The organism is Duganella sp. Root1480D1 (assembly GCF_001427305.1).
In the GTDB taxonomy this organism is placed as follows: domain Bacteria; phylum Pseudomonadota; class Gammaproteobacteria; order Burkholderiales; family Burkholderiaceae_D; genus Rugamonas.
In genome coordinates this window covers 76,155-99,941 of sequence record NZ_LMFZ01000008.1, presented here as the reverse complement: position 1 = coordinate 99,941, position 23,787 = coordinate 76,155, and the positions used below count along the sequence as shown (strand labels likewise).

Genomic DNA, 23,787 nt, shown 5'->3' with positions numbered 1-23,787 from the left:
GTTCAGATGGAAGTTAAAGTTAGCTGGAACGGCCCATCGGGCATGAGTTTCCGCGCCCAGACCGGTTCTGGCCACATGGTTGCCATGGACGGCGCCCCTGAAGGCGGCGGCCATAACCTGGCGCCGCGCCCGATGGAGATGGTGTTGCTCGGCACCGGCGGCTGCACCGCCTATGACGTGGTACTGATCCTGAAGAAGGGCCGTGCCGATGTCCGCGGTTGCGAAGTGGTGCTGCAGGCCGAACGCGCCGAGACCGAGCCCAAGGTCTTCACCAAAATTAACTTCCACTTCGTCGTTACGGGCAAGGACTTGAAGCCGGAAATGGTCGACCGCGCCATCACCCTGTCGCACGACAAGTACTGCTCCGCCAGCATCATGCTGGCCAAGACGGCGCAGATCACCCACACCTTCGAAATTATCGAAGCCTGAGCAAGGTCTCGGCAAAGCCCTGCCCGAACATGCGGGCCGTCTTGAGGTCACCGGCGGTGAATTCATGCGCCGCCGTTCCATGCCCGGCCTGCGCCATCAGGCCGGACCAGGAACCGAGGCGGTTGGCCGCTTCATCGTAGGGCACGCCCGAGTGCTGCTCTGGAATGATCGGATTGCCGGCCCATATCATCCCGTGCTGCATGCAGAAGGTGAACATCGACACCAGCGTCGATTGCTTGTCCCCTGCCGGCAGCGACGACACCGTGAAGCCTCCCGCCAGCTTGCCTTTCAACTGCTGCGTGCGCCACATTTTGCCGGTAGCGTCCATGAAGGACTTGAAGACGCCAGACACGCCGCCCAGGTAGGTCGGCGATCCAAGCAGCACGCCATCGTACTGCAGGAGCGTTTCGGGCGCCCCTGCCAGCTCCGATGCTTTCAACACATGCACTTCCGTTCCCGTCACGCTGGCGGCGCCTTGCGCGATGTGCGAAGCGATATGCTCCGTGTGGCCATGGGCGCTGTGGTAAATGACTGCGAGTTTCTTCATTGCGCGATTCCTTTGATGAGTAAAGCGGACAGGTAAAGTCCGAGTCCGAAAACGGTGTGGTTGGTCAGGCTGCGCAAGCAGTTCTGCACTGGCGCCGGTGTTTTGCGCGATGCCACGCCAAGTCCCATCGAAGGCTGCATGACGAACAGCGGCGCGCCAACGGTTGCGATGCCGACGGCCAGCGCGGGCCCGATGCTGGGTGCATGCAGCCATCCCTGGCCGGCAACCGCCACCAGCGCACCGGCAAACGCCACGCCCGTTGCGTAATGCACCAGCCACCCCAGCGCGCGCTCGCCGCTGACGGCTGGCGAAGCCGCAATCGACTGATGCGCAAAGCGGCCTTGCGCAAGGTGCCCGGCCCAGCGGCCGATGATGGCCATGTTCATGGTCTTCACGCCCATGCGCTTGAGCAGCAGCAGCCACAAGTCGAAAACGGCGGTGGCGCCAATGCCGATCATGATGATTTCCATTGCAATCTCCCTGGTTGATGGGCACACTGTAGAAGTTGAAGTCAACTTCAAGTCAAGGAATTTTTTGATGGATATTGCCGAAGTCGCGCAGCGCTCGGGCATGGCCGCTTCCACCTTGCGCTATTACGAAAAAAAGGGCCTGATCAAGCCGGCCGGCCGCCATGGCTTGCGGCGCACCTATGCGCCCGGCGTGCTCGATACGCTGGCCATCATTTCACTCGGCCAGTCCGCGGGCCTGTCGCTGGACGAAATCGGCTCGATGTTCACGCCCGACGGCGGCACCTCCATCGACCGCGCCTTCCTGCTGGCCAAGGCGGAGGAAATCGACGCGCTGGCCAAGCGCCTCAAAGCCATGAGCGAAGGGCTGCGCCACGCCGCAGCCTGCCCTGCACCCAGCCATGCGGAATGCCCGAAATTCCAGCGGCTGTTGAAGGCTGCCGCTTCCGGCGCCATCGAACGCAGCTTGCGGATGTGAGAAAGTGAGTATTTTGAAAGGCTTCCGGCCTGCTATCCTCTTGGGTTTATCCAAAAATAACTCAACGGGGAAATAACAATGAAGATTCGTAACTGGGTGGTTGCGCTTGCTCTGGTGCCGGTATTGGCCATGGCAGATCAAATGACTGCCGAACAGCGCAAGGCAGAATTCAATAAGCTGGACTGGCATACCGGGCCGCGCGCCGAAGCCATTGCCTCCAAGGCAACCCTGAAAACGCCAAGCGACAAGATCCAGTTCCTGGACGATAAGAATTCGCGCCGCTTCCTGGAGCTGACCGGAAACCTGCCGGAAAACGGCAACTACACCATCCTGGATACCGAGGGCGGCTGGTGGGCGACCTTCACCTTCGACCCAAGCGGCTACGTGAAGGAAGGCGACAAGATCGACGCCGATGCACTGCTGAAAACCCTGAAGGATAACGACGGCCCGGCCAATGAAGAACGCAAGCGTCTCGGCTTCGGCGCGCTGTACACCGAAGGCTGGTACGTTCCGCCGCACTACGACGAAAAGACCAAGCAATTGGAATGGGGCCTGAAAGTGCGCTCGGATGACGGCATTTCGCTGAACTACACCATCCGCCTGCTGGGCCGCAGCGGCGTGATGAGCGCGACCCTGGTGTCCTCGCCTGAAACCCTGGACTCCGACGTGGCAAGCTTCCGCAAAGTGTTGACCGGCTTCGATTACAACGACGGCGAGAAGTACTCTGAGTTCAAGCCGGGCGACCACGTTGCCGAATTCGGCCTGGCCGCGCTGGTGACCGGCGGCGCCGCTGTCATCGCAACCAAGAAAGGTTTCTGGGCCGCCGCGGCCCTGTTCCTGGCCAAGATGTGGAAACTGGTCGCTGTCGGTGGCGTAGCAGCCGTCGCCGGCCTGAAGTCGCTGTTCAAGAAGAAAGAAAGCAGCAATTGATTGCAATCCACGCCGAAATCCTGCTGGTAGCGGTCATGGTTGGCCTCTACCTGTACGACTCGGCGCGGCTGCTGCATTCGAATGAAGGCGTGCTGGCGGCTAGCCTGGGCGGCCGCTGGTCGCTGCATTTCGGCGCCGAGCATTACACCTTGCGCGGCAAGGAACCGTTCGTGCCCAATCCCTTGCTGCCCCACCGCCCAGTATTTCCGTTGCGCTGGAAGCAGCAGGTGCTGGCCGCGGCCCCTGCCTCGCAACGCTGGACGCCTCCCGCGTTCGGCCCTTACAAAGTGCTGGCGCCATTTGTCTGGTTGATGGCACTGGCCCTGTTTGGCCTTGTCCCTGCTGGCCTGTTTTCCCGCTATGGCACCATGGCCATCGCCGCCGGCATCCTGCTGTTCTACGCCGCCGCGCTGCTCGCGCTGGCCTACGTATGGTTCAAACGCAGCACCTTCAAGCTGACGGGCCGACAGGTCGGCGCGCTCGCCTTCGAATCCCTGACCTGCCCGCCGTTCGCCCTGAACCTGGTGCGTCACATCAGTTGGCGCGCCGCCCCAACCGAAGAATTAGTCTCCGCCAGCCGCCGCCTGCTGCGCAAGGACGACTGGATCGCCACCCTGCCCGCCGTGATCAAGCGCGTCGACAACGCCATCGCATGGGAAGACGAAGGCACGCCACGCGCCCGGGCATTGGCCGACTACCACGCCGCGCTCAACAGCGAACTCGCATCACACACCTGACGCGGAACTTTCCGCCCCCCTTCCTGTCCAAGCTCAAGGCCTCCCGCCGCAAACTGCGGCAGAGTCTAACCACTGTCAAGCGGGAGGGCGTATGGACTACGAACCACGTATCGTTAAGCTAGAGACTGAAATGGAGCATCAAAAGGAAGCCATTATCTTGTTACGCGGGGATATCAACCGACTCGACAACAAAATTGAATCGTTGCGAAGCGAACTACTTACACTGACACGCTGGGTCGCCGGATTGTCGATCACGAACGTTACCGTGATCATTGGGCTCGCGCTGAAGGCTGCCCGTGTGTTTTAGATGTAGTAGGTAGTCGAAGTCATGACCTTCGACATGGCCTTCATCGCCAACTGGATTGGCAGCGGGGTTTTCTCGGCGCCCATGTCTTCCGCCGCTTTGCCGTGTGCAATCTCATCAACGCGCATTTGCTCGACAATGGCGCGGGACTTGGCGTCCTGCGGCGGCAGGCGATCCAGGTGGCTGGCCAGGTGCGCTTCAACCTGGCGCTCGGTCTCCACGACAAAGCCCAGGCTTTGCTTATCGCCCGCCAGAGCGGCGGCCGTGCCCAGCGCATAAGCACCGGCGTAGAACAAAGGATTCAGGAAGCTCGGCTGCGAGCCCAGTTCCGACAAGCGTTGCGCGCACCACGCCAGGTGGTCTTCCTCTTCGCGGCTGGCCTTATCGAAGGCCGCACGCGCTTCGTCGCTCTTGGCAAAGCGCGACTGCGAGTTGTACAGCGCCTGCGCCATCACCTCTCCCACATGGTTCACCCGCATCAAGCCCGCGCTGTGGCGATGTTCCTGCTCCGTCATATCCGCATCGGCTGCATGCGCTGCCGGATTCGCTCGCGATGCCGAGTGCACACCAGCCAGCACGCGCAAAGCTTTGTCGGCGCCAGTGATGAAACGGTCGAGGGGATTGTGGTAGCGGTTCATGACGGTTCGTCCAGCTTGTTCGGAAAACCACATTATAGGCCGACGCGCCGGCCGCAGGCTGCCTATGGAATTCCGTGCCAGATTTCACACTCGACGATTTGCCCCGGCTTTGACGGTCCTGCAATTGAAAGCGCAGCTCGAATCCGAGGAGACTCACCTCGTGCGGTCCCATATTCGAGGCACCGAACTGGCCGACGCCATCGCCTTTTCCTCAACGATGTAGCAGAGATGGCTTGAAACGATCAGGTACCCGCTTATATCCACCGGGCGGCGCAAGGCTTGATCCGGCAACGCTAATACTTCGCTTACTTTCATCCTTCTTGTTCTTCACGCAGGATGCGCTGTTTTTCAAGCCAGTCGGCCACCGGGCCGCGGGCGTCGATCTTTGAGATGTCCTTTGCCACGCCCAGGTTCAGGCCAAGCAGGAAGGGAATAGAATCCACCGGCACCTCGGGCAGGTAATCGGCCATCGCGCGCATGAAGCGCGGCGACTCCAGCACCTCCACCACCTTTGCGCCGCTCATGAACTGCAGGATGCTGGTCATGCTGTGGCCACCCCCGATAGAGCGATAGACGAAGCGGTTGAAGGCCTTGTCGAGCGCCTTGAAATCCAGCTCTTCCTTGGTCATCAGGCTGGCCAGGTAATACAGCCCAAGCGCGGTGCGGAAAAAACCGGTGGACTCGCTGGCCGTCAGCCCGCAACGGGTCACAGTCAGGATCTTTTCCTGCACGTCAGCGTCGAGTTTTGGATGGAGTACTTGCATGTCCAGGAACTATATAGCACTTTTGTCCAGATTTGTTCCTTGCGCGGGGGTATCAACCTTGTTACCCTTGAAACTTTAATGCTAAACCAACGCTGGAAGCGCACTTTCCGTTCCCCGGAAAGTGCATCCTGGGGCGCTGAATGTGCGGGCCATCGCATACGGGCAACCGATATGTCGCGCATTCAATACAATGCCATCATGTGAAAAGGGGTTAGCGGAGCCACCATGCAATTGCGCATCAAGAATTTATCAAAGACCTATGCCAATGGGGTCGTCGCGCTCGACAATGTGTCGCTGACCATCCCGTCCGGCATGTTCGGCTTGCTGGGCCCGAATGGCGCCGGCAAGTCGACCCTGATGCGCACCCTGGCCACCCTGCAGGAATGCGATTCCGGCTCGGTCTTCTTCGGCGACCTCGATGTACTGGATGAAAAGGACGAAATCCGCCGCCTGCTCGGCTACCTGCCGCAGGACTTTGGCGTCTACCCCAAGGTCACCGCCTATGAAATGCTGGACCATTTCGCGCTCCTGAAAGGACTGTCCAACCGCGCCCGCCGCCGCGAAGTGGTCGACGGTCTGCTGCAGCAAACCAACCTGTTTGAAGTGCGCAACCAGCGCCTGGGCGGCTTCTCCGGCGGCATGCGCCAGCGCTTCGGCATCGCGCAAGCCCTGCTGGGCGACCCGAAACTGATCATCGTCGACGAACCCACCGCCGGCCTGGACCCGCAGGAACGCGTGCGCTTCCATAACCTGCTGTCCGACATCGGCGAAGACCGCACCGTGATCCTGTCGACCCACATCGTGTCCGACGTGGCCGACCTGTGCGCCAATATGGCCATTATCAACAAAGGCAAGCTGCTGGTGGCCGGCGCCACCCAGCAACTGATCGATGACGTGAGCTGCAAGATCTGGGCGCGCTTCATCGACAAGAAGGAACTGTCCTATTTCCAGCAGCGCCATGCCGTGATCTCGACCCGCCTGATGTCCGGCCGCACCCTGATCCACGTCTATAACGACGACGATCCGGGCGACGGCTTCGAGGAAGCGCTGGGCGACCTGGAAGACCTGTACTTCGCGACCATCCTCGGCCGCCACGACGTCAGCAAAGCCTGCGACTGACCGGGGCCGCCATGTTCGCCATCGCCCTCTTTGAAGCGAAGCAGCGCCTGAAGCTGTTCTCGACCTGGGTCTACTTCGGCATGTTCCTGCTGCTGGCTATCCTGTGGATGGCCGCTGCCGGCGGCGTGTTCAAGGAGGCCATCGTCAGTTTCGGCGGCCGTGTGTTCATCAACGCGCCGCGCTCAATCATGCTGACCTCCTCCTTCCTCGGCTGCATGGGCGTGATCATCGTCGCCGCCATGATGGGGCGCTCGGTGCAGCAGGACTTCGAGTACGAAACGCACCACTTCTTCTTCTCCGCCCCGATCCATAAATTCCAGTACATGCTGGGCCGCTTCCTCGGCGCCTGGCTGGTGCTGTGCGTGGTATTTGCCTCGATCCCGCTGGGCGTCTGGCTTGGCACCCAGGTGCCGGGCATCGACCCCGAGCGCCTTGGCCCGTTCAACCTGCTGCACTACCTGCTGCCTTACGCGCTGTCGCTGCTGCCCAATCTGTTCATCTTCGGCGCCATCTTCTTCGTGCTGGCGGCACTGACGCGGCGCATGCTGCCGGTGTATGTGTCGAGCGTGGTCATGCTGGTTGGCTATATCGTGGCGCCGGGCCTGGCGCGCGACCTGGACTACAAGACGCTGGCGGCCCTGATCGATCCCTTCGGCACCACTGCCGTCATCCGCCTCACCGAATACTGGCCGATCGCCGAACGCAATGTGCGCCTGGTGCTGCCGGAAGGCGTGTTCCTGCTGAACCGCGTGATCTGGTCTTCCTTCGCCTTGGTGGCGCTGCTGCTCGGCTACTGGCGCTTCCACTTTGTCAGCACGGTCGATAGCGGCGCTGCGGCGCGCGCAGACGGCGACTTGCCCGGCAACCTGACCCAGGCTGCCACCTCGACCAGCGAGAAGCCTGACTTCAAGGAGCGCAGCCTGGGCCTGCTGCTGATGCGCTTCAGCTACCTGAACCTGCGCGAGACCACCAAGAACATTTACTTCTTCGTCATCGTGCTGGCCGGCGTGCTGACCATGTATGCCGGTTCGCTGGACATGGGCTCGATGTATGGCACCGGCACCTACCCGGTCACCTACCTGGTGCTGGAAATGGTGACCAACACCTTCTCGCTGTTCATGCTGGTGGTGACCACCTTCTATGCCGGCGAAATGGTGTGGCGCGAACGCGAGCACCGCATGTCGCAGATGCTGGATGCGCTGCCGGTGCCAAGCTGGCTACCGATCCTGTCCAAGCTGTTTGGCCTGATCGGCGTGCAGGCGCTGCTGCTGTTCATCGTCATGCTGGTCGGCATGTCGATCCAGCTATTCCGAGGCTACTTCAACCTGCAGCCCGGCCTCTACTTCGAATGGCTGTTCACCGTGCAGCTTCCCGCCTGCGCCCTGATTGCCGTGCTGGCGATTACCACCCAGGTGCTGGTGAATCACAAATACGTGGCCTACTTCGTGATGATCGTCTACTACGTGGCAACGATCGCCTTCGCCACCCTCGGCCTCGACCATCCGCTGCTGATGTACGGCGTGACGCCGGCCCTGCCTTATTCCGACATGAACGGTTTCGGGCACTTCATGGCGCGCGAACGCTGGTTCGAGCTGTACTGGGCCGGCGCCGCCGTCATGCTGATGGTGTTGGCCGTGGTGTTCTGGCCGCGCGGCACCAACGAAGAATGGCGCCAGCGCGTCAGCCTGGCGCGCCACGGCTTGACGCTGCCGGTGCTGGGCGCCTTTGGCCTGGGCTTGGCGCTGTTCCTCGGCACCGGGGCTGTGCTGACATACAACCTGTGCGTCAGCAACTTCAAGACCCCGTTCGGACGCGACTCCTTGCGTGCCGATTATGAGCGCAAGTACAAGCAGGTACTGGCTGTGGCGCAACCGCGCATCACCGGCGTGCGGCTTGGCCTGGACATGTATCCGGAACAGCGCACCTTGAAAGTAAAGGGCTGGTACCAGCTCGAAAACAAGACCCAGCAAACAATCAACACCATCTACGTGCAGCAGGACACCGACGCCGACCTGCAGCCATTGCAGTTCGGCCGCAAGGCATTCCGCGTGCTGAACGACACGGAGCTGGGCTTCTACAGCTATCGCCTGGAGCAGCCGCTGCAGCCGGGCGAAAAAATCGCGCTGGACTTTGTACTGAGCTACGAACCGAAGGGCATCTTCAACCTCGGCAAGACCACGCCGGTCATGAACAACGGCACCTTCTTCAACAACACGGTGCTGCCGCACATCGGCTACCAGCGCCACGCCGAACTGACCGACCCGCGCGACCGCAAGAAACACGGCTTGCCGGCGCAGGAACGCAAGCTGCCGCGCGATGATCCGAAAGGCCTGGCCAGCAACTACATCGGTGCGGATGCCGACTGGGTCGACTTTGAGGCCACCCTGGGTACCTCCGGCGACCAGACTGCCGTGGCGCCGGGCGCGCTGGTGAAAGAGTGGCGCAAGAACGGCCGCCGCTACTTCCACTACAAGATGGAGCAGCCGATCCTGAACTTTTACGCCTTCCAGTCGGCGCGCTACGCGGTCAAGCATGACTGGTGGCAGGACGTGGGCATCGAGATCTACTACCAGCCCGGCCACGAGTACAACCTGGACCGCATGGTCAAAGGCGTCAAGGATTCGCTCGACTACTACACGCGCAACTTCAGCCCTTACCAGCACAAGATCGTGCGCATCGTGGAATTCCCGCGCTATGAGCGCTATGCGCAATCGTTCCCGAACACGATTCCATATTCGGAAGCGGTGGGCTTTATCGCCAGGGTGGACGACAAGAATCCGAAAGACATCGACTACCCGACCTACGTCACGGCGCACGAAGTGGCGCACCAGTGGTGGGCGCACCAGCTGATCGGCGGCAACACGCGCGGCGCCACGGTGTTGAGCGAAACCCTGGCCGAATACTCCGCGCTGATGGTGATGAAGAGGAGCTTCGGCCCGCAGCGCATGCGCCGCTTCCTGCGCTATGACCTGAACAAATACCTGTTCGGCCGCGCCACCGAGAACAAGAAGGAACTGCCGCTGGCCGATAACGAAGACCAGGACTACATCCACTATCACAAGGGCAGCCTGGCCATGTACCTGCTGGCCGACATCGTGGGCGAAGCCAGGGTCAACGAGTTGCTGGCTGAACTGCTGCGCAAGTACTCCTACCACGGCGATCCATATCCGAGCGTGACCGTGCTGGTGGATGGCCTGCGCCGCATCGTGCCGCCGGAGCAGGCTTATCTGGTGGATGACCTGTTCAATTCCATCGTACTGTTCGACAACCGCCTGGTTGCCGCCACCGCTGAGAAGCGCGCGGACGGCAAGTACGATGTGACGCTGACCGTGCATGCCGCCAAGCTGCGCTCCGACGAACTGGGCGCGGAAAAGGAAATCCCGCTGCACGACCTGATCGAGATCGGCGTCGACGACAAGGACGGCAACACCCTGCTGCGTGAGCGCAGGCTGGTTGACCGCAACGAATCGACCTTCAGGCTGGTGGTCAGCGGCCGCCCGGCCAAGGCCGGCATCGATCCGGACAATAAACTGATCGACCGCAAGCCGGACGACAACCTGGGGAATGTGGAAATCACTTCGCGCTAAGGTGCGCTAACGGTTAGCCAGCGCACGTTGTGCCTGGCCCATGCTTGCTAAGCTTTCACCCAATCGAAAGCGAGGCAAACATGGGCATCCTGAGCAATATTTTCCACAAGATTTTCCCGTCGTCGCATCAAGAGGCCGCCCCTTCACCGGCCTCTGGTGCGCCCTCTACCGCGCCCGCCGCAACGCCGGCCCCCATCCCGACCCAGCCCGCTCCTGCGCCAGCGGCCAGGGAGCCAGTCGACGTCGAAGCCATCCTCAATGCCAAAGCCGCCCAGGCTGGCCAGCCGCTGAACTGGCGCACCTCGATCGTCGACCTGCTCAAGCTGCTGGACATCGACTCCGGCCTGCAGGCCCGTAAGGAACTGGCGCAGGAATTGCACTACACCGGCGATACCGGCGACTCCGCCGCCATGAACATCTGGCTGCATAAGCAAGTGATGCACAAGCTGGAGGAAAACGGCGGCAAAGTGCCCGCCGAGCTGAAGGGTTAAAATGGCTGGATGAACCCGATTCGACGCGCACTTGCCGGCGCCTTCCTGGCAACCTGCACCCTGCCGCTGCTGCCCCTGCATGCAGCGGACCAGACCTACGGTACCCACGGCATGGCGTTGTTCGGCGGGCAGGAAGGCTTGTACGCCTCCCACCTGCCGATGTTCCATGCGCCGCACGACTACCAGGTCATCCTGCAAATCCACATCGCCGACCCGGCCACCGACGCCGCCCTGCGCAAGCGCCTGGACGGCAAGGACGCGCTGTGGACCATCGACCCGGAAAAGTTCGAACTGAGCACCCTGGCCCCGGACGCGAAGGCCGCGCGCAAGGAATTCAAGGCCGACCTGGTAGAGGGTCATTTTGAACGCGGCGGCGGTCCCCGCTACCCTGCTGCCAGGGTAGTGATCGACAAGGTGCTGGTGTTCCGCCAACTGGACGACAAGCCGCGCAACGCCAGCATGTCGCGCTACATGCAAATCGGCAGCGGCGCGCAACGCTTCCTCGTCAAGGAAATCGACAGCCGTCCCGACTTCGACCATATCGTGTCTTACCGCGCCACTCCCGGCGCACCGACCGCCTCGGTCCAGGTGCGCAAACTGGGGATCAAGGCCGCCGGCAACGACGCGCTGGCCATGGCGCTGAAAGCCAACCTGGCGGCCATCGGCGGCACCATCTACTTCGAAACCGACGACCTGAAATGAGCGTACCGCAGGCATACGAAGGGCTGTGGCGCCGCAAGGGCATCTGGCGTGCCAACGGCAGCAGCGACCTGGTGACGCCGGTCTGGTGGTTCCAGGCTGCCGACTTCCATATCGACCTGCGCATACCGGCCGACCGCAAGGCCATGACCGGCTTTGCCGGCACCACGGTGGTCGAGGGCGAGCGTTGCGAATGGCGCCCCGAAATCGCCTACCCTTTCGTCAGTCCCGAACTTGACGCGGGTTTCATGCGCTTCGATAGCGACGATGCGCTGCACGAGGCAGGCGTGGATGGCAGCTACAAGGAAGACTGGTGGCGCGAAGCCAGTGGCCCGGTGACAGCCAGCCGGGCGATGCTGGAAGACGGCCGCATTCAATACGAGATCGCCTGCGGCGAATTCCTGGCCCGCGCAACGGGCAAGCCGCACAAGGCGGCCGACATCACGATATGGCGCCAGACGCCGGGCGGGCCATGGAGGATCATTGCCTCCACCACGGCCGCCCGGGAAAACGTTATTGTTTCGACGCCTTGACCTTGCGGCGGCGCGACATGGCCAGGCCGAACAGGCCAGCCGACACCAGCATCATCGACGCTGGTTCCGGTACCGCTGCCGCAGCCGAAACTTCTTCAATCAGGATGCTGCCGTTGCCGTAGCCGACGCCGCCGAATGCCAGCTGGTCGAAGCCCACGTTCCACGAGCCGCCGCCGCCGGCGATAAAACCGCCGTCGCCGCCCGAGTAGCCACCGCCGCCGCCGCCGCCGCCGCAACCGGTGCCCGAACCGCCGCCGCCGAAGCCGCCGACCGAATTGCAGTAGGAATTGATGTTGCCGGTGCCGCCCACCAGCTGGTTCAGCCAGGACAGGCCGCCGGAGGTGTCGACGCCCATATCATCCGCGCCGTTGGAATAAAAGCCCGCGCCGCCGGCGCCGTAACTGTAGGACGACACGATGCCGCCCTGGCCCAGGCCGGTGGTCTTCACCTGTGCCGCACCGACATTGCCCCAACCGGAACCCTGCATGCCGAACGCGGTAAGGGAGGCGTCAAAGCCATTCTGGCCGGCGTAGGCGCGAATGCCGCCGCCACCGCCGGCGATCAGCAGCGCGGTGCCATCATCGTCGACCAGGAAGCTGCCGCCGCCGCCGCCGCCGTTGTAGTTATTGGCGTAGGAACTGCCCATGCCGCCGACCGCCAGCAGGAAATTGTCGCCTGCGTTGAAATTGAAGCTGCCAATGATCTGCGCACCGCGGCCGCCTACGAATGAATCGTTGCTGATGGTGCCGTGGCCGCCCTGCGCGCCGACTGCCGTTACGCGGTAGAGACCCGTAACCGGCGCCGACCAATTGGTGAGGCTGCCGGTATAGCCGAAGTTCCAGGATGGCGCTGCCAACGCAGCCTGGCTGGCCAGGATGGCGGCGGCGGCGATCACGCCGCGCAGCAGGGAGGAGGTTTTCATTGGTTTCATGCAATTATCCTTATCATAATTAAACAACAAGGAGGCTATAAAGCATGAAACGTGCCCGACACATGCACGGCAACTTTTCTTGAATAAATTCAACTACTTGGACTTTTTGGCAACTTCCACCGTGATCGCTAGTGTAAAGAAAGTCGACACTACAGGCTCAGCAAACTGCCGCTGCGGAACGGTTTGCTGCCGGCGATTTTGGCCACATTCATGCCGCGGATGATGTAGCGATGTGCCAGCCGGGTGAACAGCACGCCATCGACTTCGGCCTTCAGATGCGTGGTGTCGCCGCTGACCGGGTCCACCAGGTCGGCGATCACCTCGCCCGCGCGCACCGCGTCGCCCACTTCCTTCAGGTAGACCAGCATGCCGGCATGCGGCGCGTCGAGGCGCTGCGTGCCTTCCAGCGGCGTCGGGGCGCAGCCCTGCTCCGGCACCTTGACGTCGCCAGCATCGACAATGCCGCGCACGTGGAGATAGCCGATGATCGCTTCCGCATCGTGCGCCGCCAGCTGGTAGCTGACCGACACTTCGCCGCGTAATTCCACCGTCGCCGCCATGCAGGCGGAAGGGATCGGGAAGTCCGGGCCAAAGTGGGCGGCCAGGTCCCACCACAGGCGGCTGCAGGCTTCGTCGAATGGCTCGCCGCCCGCGCCCGTGGTGTGCAGCACGGCGCAGGCGCCCATCAGGTTGGCCAGCGGTTGCGCGATTTCGCACAGCGAGCTGCCGACATACAGGTGCAGCTCGCCCTCGTTCTCGCAATGCATGTCGAGCACGATGTCGGCATCGATCGCCATTTCCAGCAGCGTCTTTTTGAGCGTGGTGGCATCCGAAGTCGGCTGCCATTGCCCGACCAGTTCGCGCAAGTGGCGGCGGATGGTGCGCACGTTGGCGTCGGCATCACTGCCCAGTTGGCCCTGCAGGCGGGCCTTGAGCTGCTCGCAATAATGCGGGTAGCCGCGGTTGAAATTGATGCCGTTGCTCAGGTCAAAGCGCCCGAATGGACGCTCGTTGATGACCTGCCCCAGCCCGATCGGGTTGGCCGCCGGCACCAGGATCACTTCACCCGTCACCTTGCCCGCTGCCTCCAGCGCCTGCAGCCGCTTGCGCAGTTCCTGCGCCACCAGCATGGCCGGCACCTCGTCGGCATGCAGCGCCGCCTGGATATACGCCTTGGGCCCGCCCGTCTTGCCGAAGCGATGGCTGGTCAGTTCGTAATGCGCCGTGCCGTGGGGCGCGGAGAGCGGGTGTTTGATGGTTTCCATGACAGGCATCCTACCAGTTCATGAGGCAAGGCGGCACCAGCAACAGCAGCGCCAGGACCAGGTAAATCAACTGCAGCGGCACCATCCAGCGCGCCCAGGTCAGCCACGGAATGCGCGCCAACGCCAGCACCCCGACCGTGATGCCCGAGGTCGGGATCATCGGCGTGGTGAACTCACCGAACTGGAAGGCCAGGATCGCGGTCTGGCGCGACACGCCGACCAGGTCGGCCAGCGGCGCCATGATCGGCATGGTCAGCGCGGCCTGCCCGCTGCCGGAGTGGATGAAGAAATTGATCACCGACTGGATCAGGAACATCTTCTGCGCCGAGAAGATCGGTGAAGACGACGCCACCAGCGGCATCAGGCCGTGCAGCATGGTGTCGATGATGTGGGCATCGCGCGCCAGCACCATGGTGCCGCGCGCCAGTGCTATCACCAGCCCGGTGCCGACCAGGTCTTTCGCGCCCTGCACGAAAGCTGCCACTGCTTCGTCGGAATCGAGGCGCCCGATCAGCGCCACCACGATGGTCATGGCCAGGAACAGCGCACCGATCTCCTCGATGAACCAGCCGAACTTGACCACCCCGAACACCATGCCGCCAAGCGAGGCGGCAAAGACCCACAGCACCAGGCGATGGCGCGCCGTCATGCCTTCGAAGCCGCCGAAATCGACCACGCCTTCGGCGCGCTTTTCGATGTCGAGCAGGTAGGTCGGGCTCTTTTCCGGATGGCGCTTGATGCGCGCCGCGTACCACATCAGGAAAACGATGGTGACGATGGTGGCGATGAACCACACGATCACGCGATAGCCGATGCCGGAGAACAGCGGCACGCCCGCGATGCCTTGCGCGATGCCGACATTGAAGGGATTCAGGAAAGCTGCGCAGAAGCCCACCTGCGAACCGAGGAAGGGAATCGATACGCCGGTGATGGTGTCATAACCAAGCGCCAGCGCCAGCGGCACGAAGATCAGGATGAAGGGAATCGCTTCCTCGTTCATGCCGAAGGTGGCGCCGCCAATCGAGAACAGCGTCACGAACACCGGGATCAGGGCCACGCGCACCAGGCTCGAACGCGAGTGCGCCTTGGCGATGGACTTGATCATGGCATCGATGGCCTGGGTCTTGTGCAGCACGTTGAAGGCGCCACCCGTCAGCATCACGAAGCCGATGATCAGCCCGGCCTCGGCGAAGCCCTTGATCGGCGCCATCAGCAAGGCGGCCAGCCCCTGCGGCTTGCTCTCGATGTAGTGGAAGGTGGCCGGGTCGACCAGTTGCTTGCCGTTGACCAGGTGAGTCTCGTATTTGCCGCCCGGCACCAGCCAGGTGGCCAGAGCGATCAACGCCAGGATCAGGAACAGCAGGATGAAGGTGTTTGGTAATTTTATTTTATTCATACGGAATTTTAACCGTCAAGTAAGGAAAACACGCAGCAGTTCGGTCGTGCCGCAGCATCCTCGCGCAGATACTTTCATAACAATAGCCAATTGCACCCGCCAATGCGGCTCGCCAGGCGCTTCAAGGCAAATGACTTACTCATACTTGACAAAAATACACTCAACGAATAAAGGGTTCATTTAGAGCATTTCATCTAAATAACTTTCGTTGCAAAATTGAAAAGATCATTGACCAGGCTACTTTTCATTTTCTAAAATCATTTACCCAGATCAATTATCTTGGGAATTTAATAATCCAAAAGGAAATTCAAATGAAACAAACCGCAAACCAGCCAATGATCAACGTTGTTCCTCTGGAAGCAAAAAGCCACGCAGCCGGCTCCGAAAAAGGCCAGCAACTGATCCCGGCACTGGTAGGCCTGTTCGTTATCTGGGAAATGGCCCAGTAATTTAGCTGTAACGCCTCTCCCGGTCCAGGGAGAGGCACTACCTGAACGAGAACACATGAATCCCGAAACCTTCCAACGCATACTGGACTCGGCGGAGCCGCAGTGCATCTTTAATTTTGAAAAAGAATTCCGCGAAGTGATTCCGAATTTCGACTTCCAGGCCATGGTCGCCAAGGAAGTACGCAATGCCAGGGATTATTACCGCAAGCTGCCGCGACTGCAGTCCGAAACCGCGCTGACGCTGATGTCGGGCAAATGGTTCAATATTAATTTAATAACTTTCGACTGCAAGGAATTTGCGTCGGCTATTTTCACCCACAACGCGGACAATATCAGCTACTTCCTGGCTGATGCCGAATATCAGCTGTACACGCTGGAGAATTATCAGAACGCGACGTTCAGCATGAGCGCGCACGCGCGCCTTGAACAAAGCGGCAGCCTGAAACGCGGAGATTTCTTTTCGACCGATTCGGCCAATCGCATCCTGAGCCTGCGCGCCGACCATCCAGTGGCAGTATTGTCGCTGTCGCCCAAGACTTCCACACCGTATGGCTGGCGCTTTGATGCCGCAAGTGGCGCCCCCGTGTGCCAATGGAATGCCTTCCCGGTCGTCACCCTGGTCGAGCTGATGGCCAAATTCCTCGGTACTTATGGCGGCCCGGACAGTATCGAGTGCCTGCAATCGCTGAAGGACCACGACAGTGACACCGTCAAATGGCAAGCCGCAGTATCGCTCGCTTGCATTGACCGCGCCGCCGGCCTTGCCGCGTTTGCCGACCTGGCGCGCAGCGCGAATCCAATGATCGCCGCCGCCGCGGCAGCCACCCTCGAACAGACCAAGCAGGCCGCCTGATGCCAATCATCGACAAGTACACCAACCCACAAAGCATGGAATTGCAGGAGTTCGTCGATTACGCACTCAAGCATACCGATATGCACAGCACCGACAGCGTGCGGGCACTGGGCGAGCAACTCGCCATGCTGGGCAATAATCGCAGCTTCCTGTCCGATTTTTTTGCAGAGTACATCAAAGGCAATGTACTGACCAATCCGCAGGCCACCCTGACGGCGCAGTCCGTGGTGCTGTCGCGCCAGGATGACTTCTATTTGCGCGCCAATTTCTGGCTGCCGGAACACGAGATGACTGAAAACGAGTCCTACCTGTTCGCATATCACCAGGCGCACGACCACAACTTCGACCTGTTGTCGCTGGCCTATTGCGGCGACGGCTATGCCACCGACAATTTCCGCTACGACTATTCCAAGGTGCACGGTTACCTGGGCGAGGTGGTAGACCTGGAACCGCTGGGCCGCTACAAGCACGTCTATGGCGATATCCTGCTATACGAATGCAATAAGGACATCCATTTCCAGCGCCCCCCAGAGCAGCCGTCGATCACCCTGAACGTGATTCCGCTGGTTAATCAGCACGGACTGCGCGACCAGTATTTCTTCCAGATCGACGATATGGCCGCCACCAAGGGCACCATCTACCGTTATGGCCGCAACGTGATGGAACAACGCAAGGAACTGTTCGGCATCGCCAAGATGGTGGCCAACGATGAAATCGGCCAACTGTTCATCGACATCGCGCGTGCCCATCCATGCAACCGTACCCGCTACGAGGCACTGATTGCATTGAAGGACTACTCGCAGTCAGAGCACGATACCTTGTGCCATGAACTGCGCGACGACCGCGTGCCTATCATTCAGCATTACGTCGGCTCCGTGCTGGCTGGCGCCTGATTTTCGGCATGCAGCACTTTGACCTGCCGGCCGCCGCGCGCGGCTACTCCGCCGTCGTCTATTTCCCCCTGCAGCTGGATGACGATTCCGGCGTGGCGCACGTCCTGGAACACATGGTCGGCATGACCAGGACGGCGCATGGCAGTTCCTTTTATGCTTTGCCCCAGCAATTCCCCGAGCTGAAGGTCAATGCCATTACGGACGCGGAACACCTGGCTTTCTATTTCACCTGCCGTACCCGCGCCAGCTTCGAGCACGCGCTGGCAACGCTGTTGGATGCCGCGCTGGTGCAAGAGCTCGATGCCGCATTGTTCCGGCAAGAGTGCTTCCACTGGCAGGGAGATAGCGCCGGCGGGGTTGTCTACAACGAGATGAAGGGTGTGTATTACACGCGCTCCCGCCAGCTCGCCAAGGCAACCAGCAACCTGCTCTTTCCAGGCCAGCCGCTGGCCTACGAGCCGGGCGGCGATCCGGAATGCGTGCGGCGCCTGCGCCTGCCGCAGCTTGCCGCCTTTCGGCGCCGCTTCCTGCGGCCCGAAAATTGTATTGTGGTCACGCGCGGCCCGGATGCCTGCCGCGCGCTGCCGGCCTTGCCTGCCGGCGCCTCCCCGCAGGCGGAGCCGGCCACGCGCCGCCTGCGCAGCCGCGAAGGCCAGCACTATATTGCCGGCAGCGATGCGGCGGCGCCCACCTATCGCCGCCTGCTGTTCCCGCTCGGCCATCTCAGCGATACCAGGATACGCTGCCTGTCATGGGCGGTGGAGATCGTCTATGAACAATTCCTGCCGTTGTTCCAGGCCGTCTGTGCGCGCCACGCCGCCCCGCTGGCAGCACAGTTCAGCGGAGTGCAGGCAATCGGGCCGCAACTCTACCTGGCACTGACGCTGGAGTCGGCCGCCAGCGACGATAGCGCCTTGCCGGGCCGCCTGGCGGCCCTGGTGCGCCAGGTGTTCGGCGCCCAGGCGCAGGCGCTGGACATCAGCCAGGCCCTCGAAGCCAAGGAAATGGATTTACGCGAGGTCATGTCGTCGAATAATTCGCATACGCCAACGGACTTGCTGCAATTTATCCGCTTCGAGCGCGACGGGCGTGCGCCTGCCTTTCATTCGCTGGAGCAGGACCTGGCGCACTGCCTGGAACGCTACGCCGACCGCGCCACGCTGTTTGGCGAACTGAGCGAACTGTTCCAGGACAATGACCCGCATGTGCTGGAACTGGCCCCGGCCGGCCGTCGCCGGCAAGACATCGAAGCACACGAGCGTCGCCTGGCGGCACGGCTGGTGCGGGCCGGCGCGGCTGCCGCCAGTGCAACGCCGGCCCGGTCCGGCCCGGGCGCGGCGCCCCTTCCCATCGTCACCAACGGCGTCACCTATTGCCACCAACTGTACAACCTGACCAGCCTGGCAGGCGCCGAGCTGCGCTATGTTCCGCTGCTTCTGCGCTGCCTGGAAGCGCGCGCGACGGAACTGGGCTTGCCGGCATTCAGCGGCTTCCTGTTCGCCTATGCGGTCGGCAACGACCAGCACATACTGGTCGCCGCCTGCAAGGCGCGCCGGTTGGCGCGGCGCCGCTGGCAAGCCGACGACTTCGCCCAAGCCCTGGGACAAGTGCTGCTCTCCCTGTCCGGCAGCCTGACGCTGGACGACGGGCTCGTGCATGCGCTCAAGGCGCAGTTGCTGCAATCGCCGCTGGCCCTGGGCTTGCAGCAATGCTCGGCCAGCGCCGCCGCCGCCGCCGCTGCCAGCCGCTTGTGGAGCGGCGCACCGCAGCTGGCGTTTCTCGATCATGTCTTGCAGGTTCCGGCGGAGCGCGCCAACCATGTGGCCGCCCTGCGGCAATTGGCCGGGCAGTTGATCAAGCTGCCGCAACTGGTGTTCGCCATTGACGACCAGGCCGGGCAGGAACAGCTGCGTGCCGGCATGCAGGCGGCCATGCACCGGCAAGACTGGTTGGCTGGCGCCAGCCGCCAAGCGCTGGCACCCGCGCCGGCGCCGCTGCAACTGGTCAGCGGCAGCGGCTACGAGCCGGTCATCATCATGAAGATGGCGCTCGATCCGGGCCGCTTGGCGCAGTACGCCGCTGTGTGCGCCCTGGCCGATGCTATCAACGAACGCTACCTGGCCCCCATCCTGCGCGACCGCGATGGCGCTTACGGTGCCTACATGGCGGTCGACCTGGCCCAGGACCAGCTGTACATCGTAGTGCATCGCACGCCAGCCATCCTCACCCAGCTCGCCGCCCTGCAGCCCGGCGCCCTGCAAGCGTGCCTGGCCCAGGTCTCGGCCGCCGACTTCGAACGCTACCGGAAAAACTGCCTGCATCGGCTGGCCGGCAATGACTGTGCGCTGAACCTGGCCATTCTGTCCCTGTATAATCTGGCCACCCTGGCGCAGGATAAGCTGGACCGGCTGCGGCTCCAGCTTGCCGGCCTCGACTGCCAGCAGGCCCTGGCCAGTGCGGCAAGCTACCTGTTGCAAGCTTGCGCCAGTTATTTTGTCGCCGCCGACCTGGCGCCGGGAGAGCTGGACGCGCTGCGAGCGCGCGGCTTCCATCCCCTGGCCATGGACGCGGCCGACCACTTGGAACACTTTGCACATGATTGATGTCTCCACCCCGGCGGCGCAGGTGCCTGAACCGGCCCGGCCGCCATTCTGGCAGCGTGCGGCGGGCGTCATCGCCCGCTTCCTGCAGCCCCCCCAGGCCATCCACGACTTCCCGTTTGCCGACCACGAACTGGAGGCGCTGCACCATGCCACGCGGCGCCAGGACGACGGCGCCATCGACGCGCAAACCTGGCGCGACCTGCACCTGGCCAAGTATGCCGCTACCCTGGCACAGGGCCGCAGCATCTTCGGCCAGCAGGCGATCCAGCGCCGCCTGCGACAATGTCCCGACGAAACAGAACTGGCGCGCGCGCAGCAAGCCTATCGGCAACTGGCCGGCGCTCCGCTGCAGCGGCAAATGCTGGGCAAAACCCTGGAGCCATTGCGGCGGCTGGAAGAGGAAGTGTCCGGACTGGTATTCCAGCCGGTGGATGCGCACCAGCCCTGGTGGCTGCGCGGCATCTGGCTGTACCGCGCACTTGGCGTGCTGGCCATTGGCGGCGCGATCAGCAACTCCCTGGCCTGGCTGCTGGGCCTGGCAGGCATCATTGTCCTGTTCTTCCTGCTGCAAGCCACCTGGTTCAATGCCATCGAACTGTTCGACCGCAAGCTCAAATCCTTGCGCATCATGTGCCGCACGGCGCTGGAGCTGGCCAAAGCGGGCCAACCGGGCTTTGATGCGCTGCGCGCGGATATTGCCCAGCTGAGCAGCGGGCTGAGCCGCTCCCGGCTGGAGGCGGCGGTGCCGGGCCTGATGCTGTACATGGATTGGTTCCTGCTGTCGAACATCAAGCACCACTTCCGCGCGGTGGCCGTGCTGCGCCGCCACCAGGACAGTGCGCGCCGCTGTTACGAATTACTGGCGGAACTGGAAGCCGACCTGGCCGTGGCGGAGCACCTGGCCCAGGGTCCCCGCATCTGCTGGGCCGAGCGCTGCGCCAACGGCTCGCTGGAGCTGGCCGCGATGGTGCATCCCCTGCTTCCGGGCGCCCAGGCACTTTCCATCAGCCTGCAAGGACGCGGCGCCTTCCTGTCGGGGCAGAATGGCATCGGCAAGAGCACCCTGTTGCGCACGGCAGGCCTCAACCTGGTCGTCGGCCGCGGCCTGGGCTTCTGCTATGCCAGCCGGGCGCTTATCCCAGCGGCTCCGGTGTACACCAGCATCCAGATCGAAGATTCCATGGCCGGCGGGGAAAGCCTGTACCTGGCCGAATTGCGCCGCGGCCGCGAGATGCTGGCATCCAGCCGCGCTGCCTGTTCCGGCGTCTACCTGATTGATGAAATCTTCCGCGGCACCAACCACGTGGAATCCGTGGCCGCCGCCGCCGCCGTGGTCGACGCGCTGGCGCAGTCCGCTCTGGTCATCGTCTCTTCCCACAACCTGGTGCTGGCGGCAATCCTGCAACGCCAGTTGCAGCCGCTACGGGTGCAGGCGGGCGACGCCGGCCTGCAGCTGGAACCGGGCGTATTGGCACAGCCCAATGGCCTCGCCTTGCTGGCAAGCACCGGCTTCGATGCGTCGATCTGCGCCAACGCCGGGACTGTTGCCCAGTGGCTGAGCGGCTACCTGGCGCACCCCAAGGAATGCCCTGACCTGTTTGCTGCTCAGGGGTTGGCGAACAGGTAGTTGCAGCTCTGGTCGGCCGGGTCGCGCGCCAGGATGCGGTCGTACAGGCCAGCGCGCTCGGTGACGGTGCGCTCGACGTCTTCCTGCAGCAGCAGGCGCGCGGCAACCTGGCGCGCAGCGGCGGCGCGGGTGGCCGCGATGAAGGCATCGCGATTGGCATAGCGCGACTGCAGGCTTGGACGCGGGTCGTTGGCGGCCTTGCGTTCGGCTTCGGTGCGGGCGAACGGGACGAAGCTGCCGTCGTAGCGCGAGGTGGCCCAGGCGAAGCCGGTTTCCGGTGCGCGCAGGTTCCAGCCGGTATGGGTGCCGAGCGGCGCCTGCAGCTCCACCAGGCGCACGCCGCCACGGTCGTTGCCGTCGGCGTCTGGCGCCGGAACGCGGGTCTCGAACGCCATCTTCTGCGCCGGCGGCACCATGTCGGCAATACCCTGCGACAGGAAGCGTGCGCCGTAGTCAAGGCGCGGCTCGCGCAGGTTCTGCTCCGGCGGCGTCAGGCCCGGCACGGCGGGAAAGGCCTTGCGGTAAGCCTCCACAGAAACCAGGGAGCCGTCTTCCAGGCGCGGATAGGCGCTGGCGGGCGGCGGCGTGCCTTTGCTGGTCCAGCCATCCAGCGCCAGCATCAGCGCGCGCAAAGGCAGGTAATAGTTGGTGGTCGACACGCAGGCGGTGAACGGGGCGCGGGCAGGCGAGCGGCCCACGTAATGCTGTGCGCCCATCAAGCCGTACACCCGCACGTTGGCGGCCGGGGCAACGTCGCCTACGCCATCCGGTGCGGTAGTCACCAGCGAGGCACCGCGGTTCCAGTATTCCGCCGAGGTGTTAGCGATCAGCAGCTTGGGCAGCCGGCCCTGCCTGTCCTTTGCATGGTCCAGCGTAGAAGCCAGGCGGCCGGTCACCGGATCGCGCGTCGGCGTGCTGGTGAACGGGAAGGAGTCGGTCGGGTAGTCATGCTCTTCCAGCATCGAAGGGTGGCGCGTCACCTGCACGAAACGGCTGTTGAAGCCGCCCGAGCCGCCAGCGCCCGGCACTTCGAGCAAGGCGCCGTCGAATACCATGCGGCCCTGCTCATCAAGATTCAGGCCGTCATGCAGCATGCGGCCGATCAGGCGTGCCGACTGGCTGTAGCCGAACATCAGCACGGTCTTGGGCAGCGAAGCGCCTTCCACCTGGTTGTCGCGGAAGTAGGCCAGCAAATCGCGGATGCCAGCCAGGCCGGCGCCGGTCACGCGCGGGTCTTTCGCCTCGTAGCGCACTTCGTAAATCATGCCGGGCTGGAAACCGCCCTGCAGCTTGATACGGCCCGGGCCGCCCGGCTGTTCCGGCGCCACAAACTCCCAGCGATTGCGGTCGATCGGGCGGCGCATGTCGCCCTGGTGCGTGCGCTCCGTCAGCACGGCTTCCGGGTCGTTCGGCGTGGCAGGCTCGTAGCCGATGCCGCGCAGGCCGGCATAGCTGGCCACTTCGGCCGGCGCGTCCACGATGAACTCATTGGCCGACATGCCGCGCGGGCCTTTCACCACGGGCGCCTTGAAGACCAGCGGCCGCACGCCAGCGGGCGATGGCGCCACATCCCAGGTCCAGGCCGAGAACAGCATGCTGAAGCCATGCCGCATCATGAAGCCGTCGCCGGCATCTTCCGCCGTGGCCGGATCGTTGTTCTTCGGCGCCTTGCCATTGAGCTGGCCCAGCACCACGATGTTGCCGCGGTTGTTCACGTCGTACACCAGGGTGCCGGTCTTGGCGCTCACAGGGCGCAGCAGCACGAACTCGCTGGAGAAACGCACCATGCCGCGCTTGTCGCGCGGTGCGCGCTTCAGGTCGACGATAGGCAGGTTGGCGGTGGCCTTGGGATTGAGCGAGAAGTAAGCGATGCCGCGCAGCTTCTCATACTCGCCGGCTTCGCCGAACTTGACTCCCGGCGCGAACGGCACGCGCTCGGTAATCTCGATGCGGTCAACGGCGGCCTGCGTTGAACCGGCTGCAAGCAGAGTGGCAGCAACCGCCGCCCAGCGGGATTTCTTCATGGTGTCGAACAAAGTAAAACGGG

At 62.8% G+C, this 23,787-nt stretch carries 23 protein-coding genes; 15 read left to right on the top strand and 8 right to left on the bottom strand.

Annotation, left to right across the window (positions count from 1 at the left end):
• Nucleotides 1–6: 6 nt before the first annotated feature.
• On the top strand, nucleotides 7–429 hold the full coding sequence (locus ASD58_RS10875) for an OsmC family protein (RefSeq protein ID WP_057261142.1): 423 nt from the start codon (nucleotides 7–9) through the stop codon (nucleotides 427–429).
• Here ASD58_RS10875 and ASD58_RS10870 read toward each other — a convergent pair.
• Entirely contained in the window at nucleotides 416–976 is a 561-nt protein-coding gene (locus ASD58_RS10870) for a flavodoxin family protein (RefSeq protein ID WP_057261141.1), read from the bottom strand. The genes ASD58_RS10875 and ASD58_RS10870 overlap by 14 nt on opposite strands.
• Complete coding sequence (locus ASD58_RS10865) at nucleotides 973–1,446, bottom strand: DUF2938 domain-containing protein (RefSeq protein ID WP_057261140.1); 474 nt, start codon at nucleotides 1,444–1,446, stop codon at nucleotides 973–975. The genes ASD58_RS10870 and ASD58_RS10865 overlap by 4 nt, the downstream gene beginning before the upstream one ends.
• A 67-nt stretch (nucleotides 1,447–1,513) precedes the next feature.
• On the opposite strand from ASD58_RS10865, the gene ASD58_RS10860 reads away from it, so the two are divergent.
• The 4 genes from ASD58_RS10860 (at nucleotide 1,514) to ASD58_RS10845 (ending at nucleotide 3,895) form a co-directional block, all read left to right on the top strand.
• Nucleotides 1,514–1,921, top strand: coding sequence for a helix-turn-helix domain-containing protein (locus tag ASD58_RS10860; RefSeq protein WP_057261139.1), 408 nt, complete (start codon nucleotides 1,514–1,516; stop codon nucleotides 1,919–1,921).
• 78 nt (nucleotides 1,922–1,999) lie between these two features.
• Nucleotides 2,000–2,851 carry a DUF2167 domain-containing protein gene (locus tag ASD58_RS10855; protein ID WP_057261138.1) on the top strand — a complete coding sequence of 284 codons (852 nt, stop codon included), beginning with the start codon at nucleotides 2,000–2,002 and terminating at the stop codon, nucleotides 2,849–2,851.
• A complete protein-coding gene (locus ASD58_RS10850; protein ID WP_057261137.1) occupies nucleotides 2,848–3,588 on the top strand; it encodes a hypothetical protein in 741 nt (246 codons plus the stop codon). Before ASD58_RS10855 ends, ASD58_RS10850 begins: the two co-directional genes overlap by 4 nt.
• Before the next feature lie 91 nt (nucleotides 3,589–3,679).
• Entirely contained in the window at nucleotides 3,680–3,895 is a 216-nt protein-coding gene (locus ASD58_RS10845) for a hypothetical protein (RefSeq protein WP_057261136.1), read from the top strand.
• Here the strand turns inward: ASD58_RS10845 and coq7 are convergent.
• Both coq7 and ASD58_RS10835 read right to left on the bottom strand, forming a co-directional pair.
• Nucleotides 3,892–4,530 carry a 2-polyprenyl-3-methyl-6-methoxy-1,4-benzoquinone monooxygenase gene (coq7, locus tag ASD58_RS10840; protein ID WP_057261135.1) on the bottom strand — a complete coding sequence of 213 codons (639 nt, stop codon included), beginning with the start codon at nucleotides 4,528–4,530 and terminating at the stop codon, nucleotides 3,892–3,894. The two genes, ASD58_RS10845 and coq7, sit on opposite strands and share 4 nt — an antisense overlap.
• 311 nt (nucleotides 4,531–4,841) lie before the next feature.
• Complete coding sequence (locus ASD58_RS10835) at nucleotides 4,842–5,294, bottom strand: hypothetical protein (RefSeq protein WP_057261134.1); 453 nt, start codon at nucleotides 5,292–5,294, stop codon at nucleotides 4,842–4,844.
• A 225-nt stretch (nucleotides 5,295–5,519) separates the two neighbouring features.
• On the opposite strand from ASD58_RS10835, the gene ASD58_RS10830 reads away from it, so the two are divergent.
• From ASD58_RS10830 to ASD58_RS10810, 5 genes are all read left to right on the top strand, one after another.
• Nucleotides 5,520–6,413, top strand: coding sequence for an ABC transporter ATP-binding protein (locus tag ASD58_RS10830; RefSeq protein WP_057261133.1), 894 nt, complete (start codon nucleotides 5,520–5,522; stop codon nucleotides 6,411–6,413).
• Nucleotides 6,414–6,424: 11 nt separating this feature from the next.
• A complete protein-coding gene (locus tag ASD58_RS10825; RefSeq protein WP_057261132.1) occupies nucleotides 6,425–10,000 on the top strand; it encodes a M1 family aminopeptidase in 3,576 nt (1,191 codons plus the stop codon).
• Between the two features lie 80 nt (nucleotides 10,001–10,080).
• Nucleotides 10,081–10,491 (top strand): DUF3597 domain-containing protein, encoded by a 411-nt coding sequence (locus tag ASD58_RS10820; protein ID WP_057261131.1) that lies wholly within the window; start codon nucleotides 10,081–10,083, stop codon nucleotides 10,489–10,491.
• A 9-nt stretch (nucleotides 10,492–10,500) separates the two neighbouring features.
• Nucleotides 10,501–11,193 carry a hypothetical protein gene (locus ASD58_RS10815; RefSeq protein WP_229209955.1) on the top strand — a complete coding sequence of 231 codons (693 nt, stop codon included), beginning with the start codon at nucleotides 10,501–10,503 and terminating at the stop codon, nucleotides 11,191–11,193.
• Nucleotides 11,190–11,723, top strand: coding sequence for a hypothetical protein (locus tag ASD58_RS10810; protein WP_057261130.1), 534 nt, complete (start codon nucleotides 11,190–11,192; stop codon nucleotides 11,721–11,723). Before ASD58_RS10815 ends, ASD58_RS10810 begins: the two co-directional genes overlap by 4 nt.
• On the opposite strand, the gene ASD58_RS32540 is transcribed toward ASD58_RS10810, so the two are convergent.
• The 3 genes from ASD58_RS32540 to ASD58_RS10795 form a co-directional block, all read right to left on the bottom strand.
• A complete protein-coding gene (locus ASD58_RS32540) occupies nucleotides 11,704–12,654 on the bottom strand; it encodes a PEP-CTERM sorting domain-containing protein (RefSeq protein ID WP_082565351.1) in 951 nt (316 codons plus the stop codon). The genes ASD58_RS10810 and ASD58_RS32540 overlap by 20 nt on opposite strands.
• 149 nt (nucleotides 12,655–12,803) lie before the next feature.
• Complete coding sequence (locus ASD58_RS10800; RefSeq protein WP_057261165.1) at nucleotides 12,804–13,919, bottom strand: succinylglutamate desuccinylase/aspartoacylase family protein; 1,116 nt, start codon at nucleotides 13,917–13,919, stop codon at nucleotides 12,804–12,806.
• A 10-nt stretch (nucleotides 13,920–13,929) separates the two neighbouring features.
• Entirely contained in the window at nucleotides 13,930–15,315 is a 1,386-nt protein-coding gene (locus tag ASD58_RS10795; protein ID WP_057261128.1) for a YfcC family protein, read from the bottom strand.
• A gap of 311 nt (nucleotides 15,316–15,626) precedes the next feature.
• Here ASD58_RS10795 and ASD58_RS31175 point away from each other — a divergent pair, with 311 nt between their 5' ends.
• The 5 genes from ASD58_RS31175 to ASD58_RS10775 are packed head-to-tail and all read left to right on the top strand — an operon-like array spanning nucleotide 15,627 to nucleotide 21,740.
• On the top strand, nucleotides 15,627–15,764 hold the full coding sequence (locus ASD58_RS31175) for a hypothetical protein (RefSeq protein WP_156401234.1): 138 nt from the start codon (nucleotides 15,627–15,629) through the stop codon (nucleotides 15,762–15,764).
• Between the two features lie 55 nt (nucleotides 15,765–15,819).
• Entirely contained in the window at nucleotides 15,820–16,617 is a 798-nt protein-coding gene (locus ASD58_RS32155; RefSeq protein ID WP_057261127.1) for a hypothetical protein, read from the top strand.
• Nucleotides 16,617–17,510, top strand: a complete 894-nt coding sequence (locus tag ASD58_RS10785) for a hypothetical protein (RefSeq protein WP_057261126.1) — start codon at nucleotides 16,617–16,619, stop codon at nucleotides 17,508–17,510. Before ASD58_RS32155 ends, ASD58_RS10785 begins: the two co-directional genes overlap by 1 nt.
• Nucleotides 17,511–17,518: 8 nt before the next feature.
• Entirely contained in the window at nucleotides 17,519–20,113 is a 2,595-nt protein-coding gene (locus ASD58_RS10780; protein ID WP_057261125.1) for an insulinase family protein, read from the top strand.
• Nucleotides 20,106–21,740: a hypothetical protein gene (locus tag ASD58_RS10775; protein WP_057261124.1), complete on the top strand. Its 1,635-nt coding sequence runs from the start codon at nucleotides 20,106–20,108 to the stop codon at nucleotides 21,738–21,740. Before ASD58_RS10780 ends, ASD58_RS10775 begins: the two co-directional genes overlap by 8 nt.
• Here ASD58_RS10775 and ASD58_RS10770 read toward each other — a convergent pair.
• On the bottom strand, nucleotides 21,719–23,764 hold the full coding sequence (locus ASD58_RS10770; RefSeq protein WP_156401233.1) for an alpha/beta hydrolase domain-containing protein: 2,046 nt from the start codon (nucleotides 23,762–23,764) through the stop codon (nucleotides 21,719–21,721). The genes ASD58_RS10775 and ASD58_RS10770 overlap by 22 nt on opposite strands.
• Nucleotides 23,765–23,787: the final 23 nt, after the last annotated feature.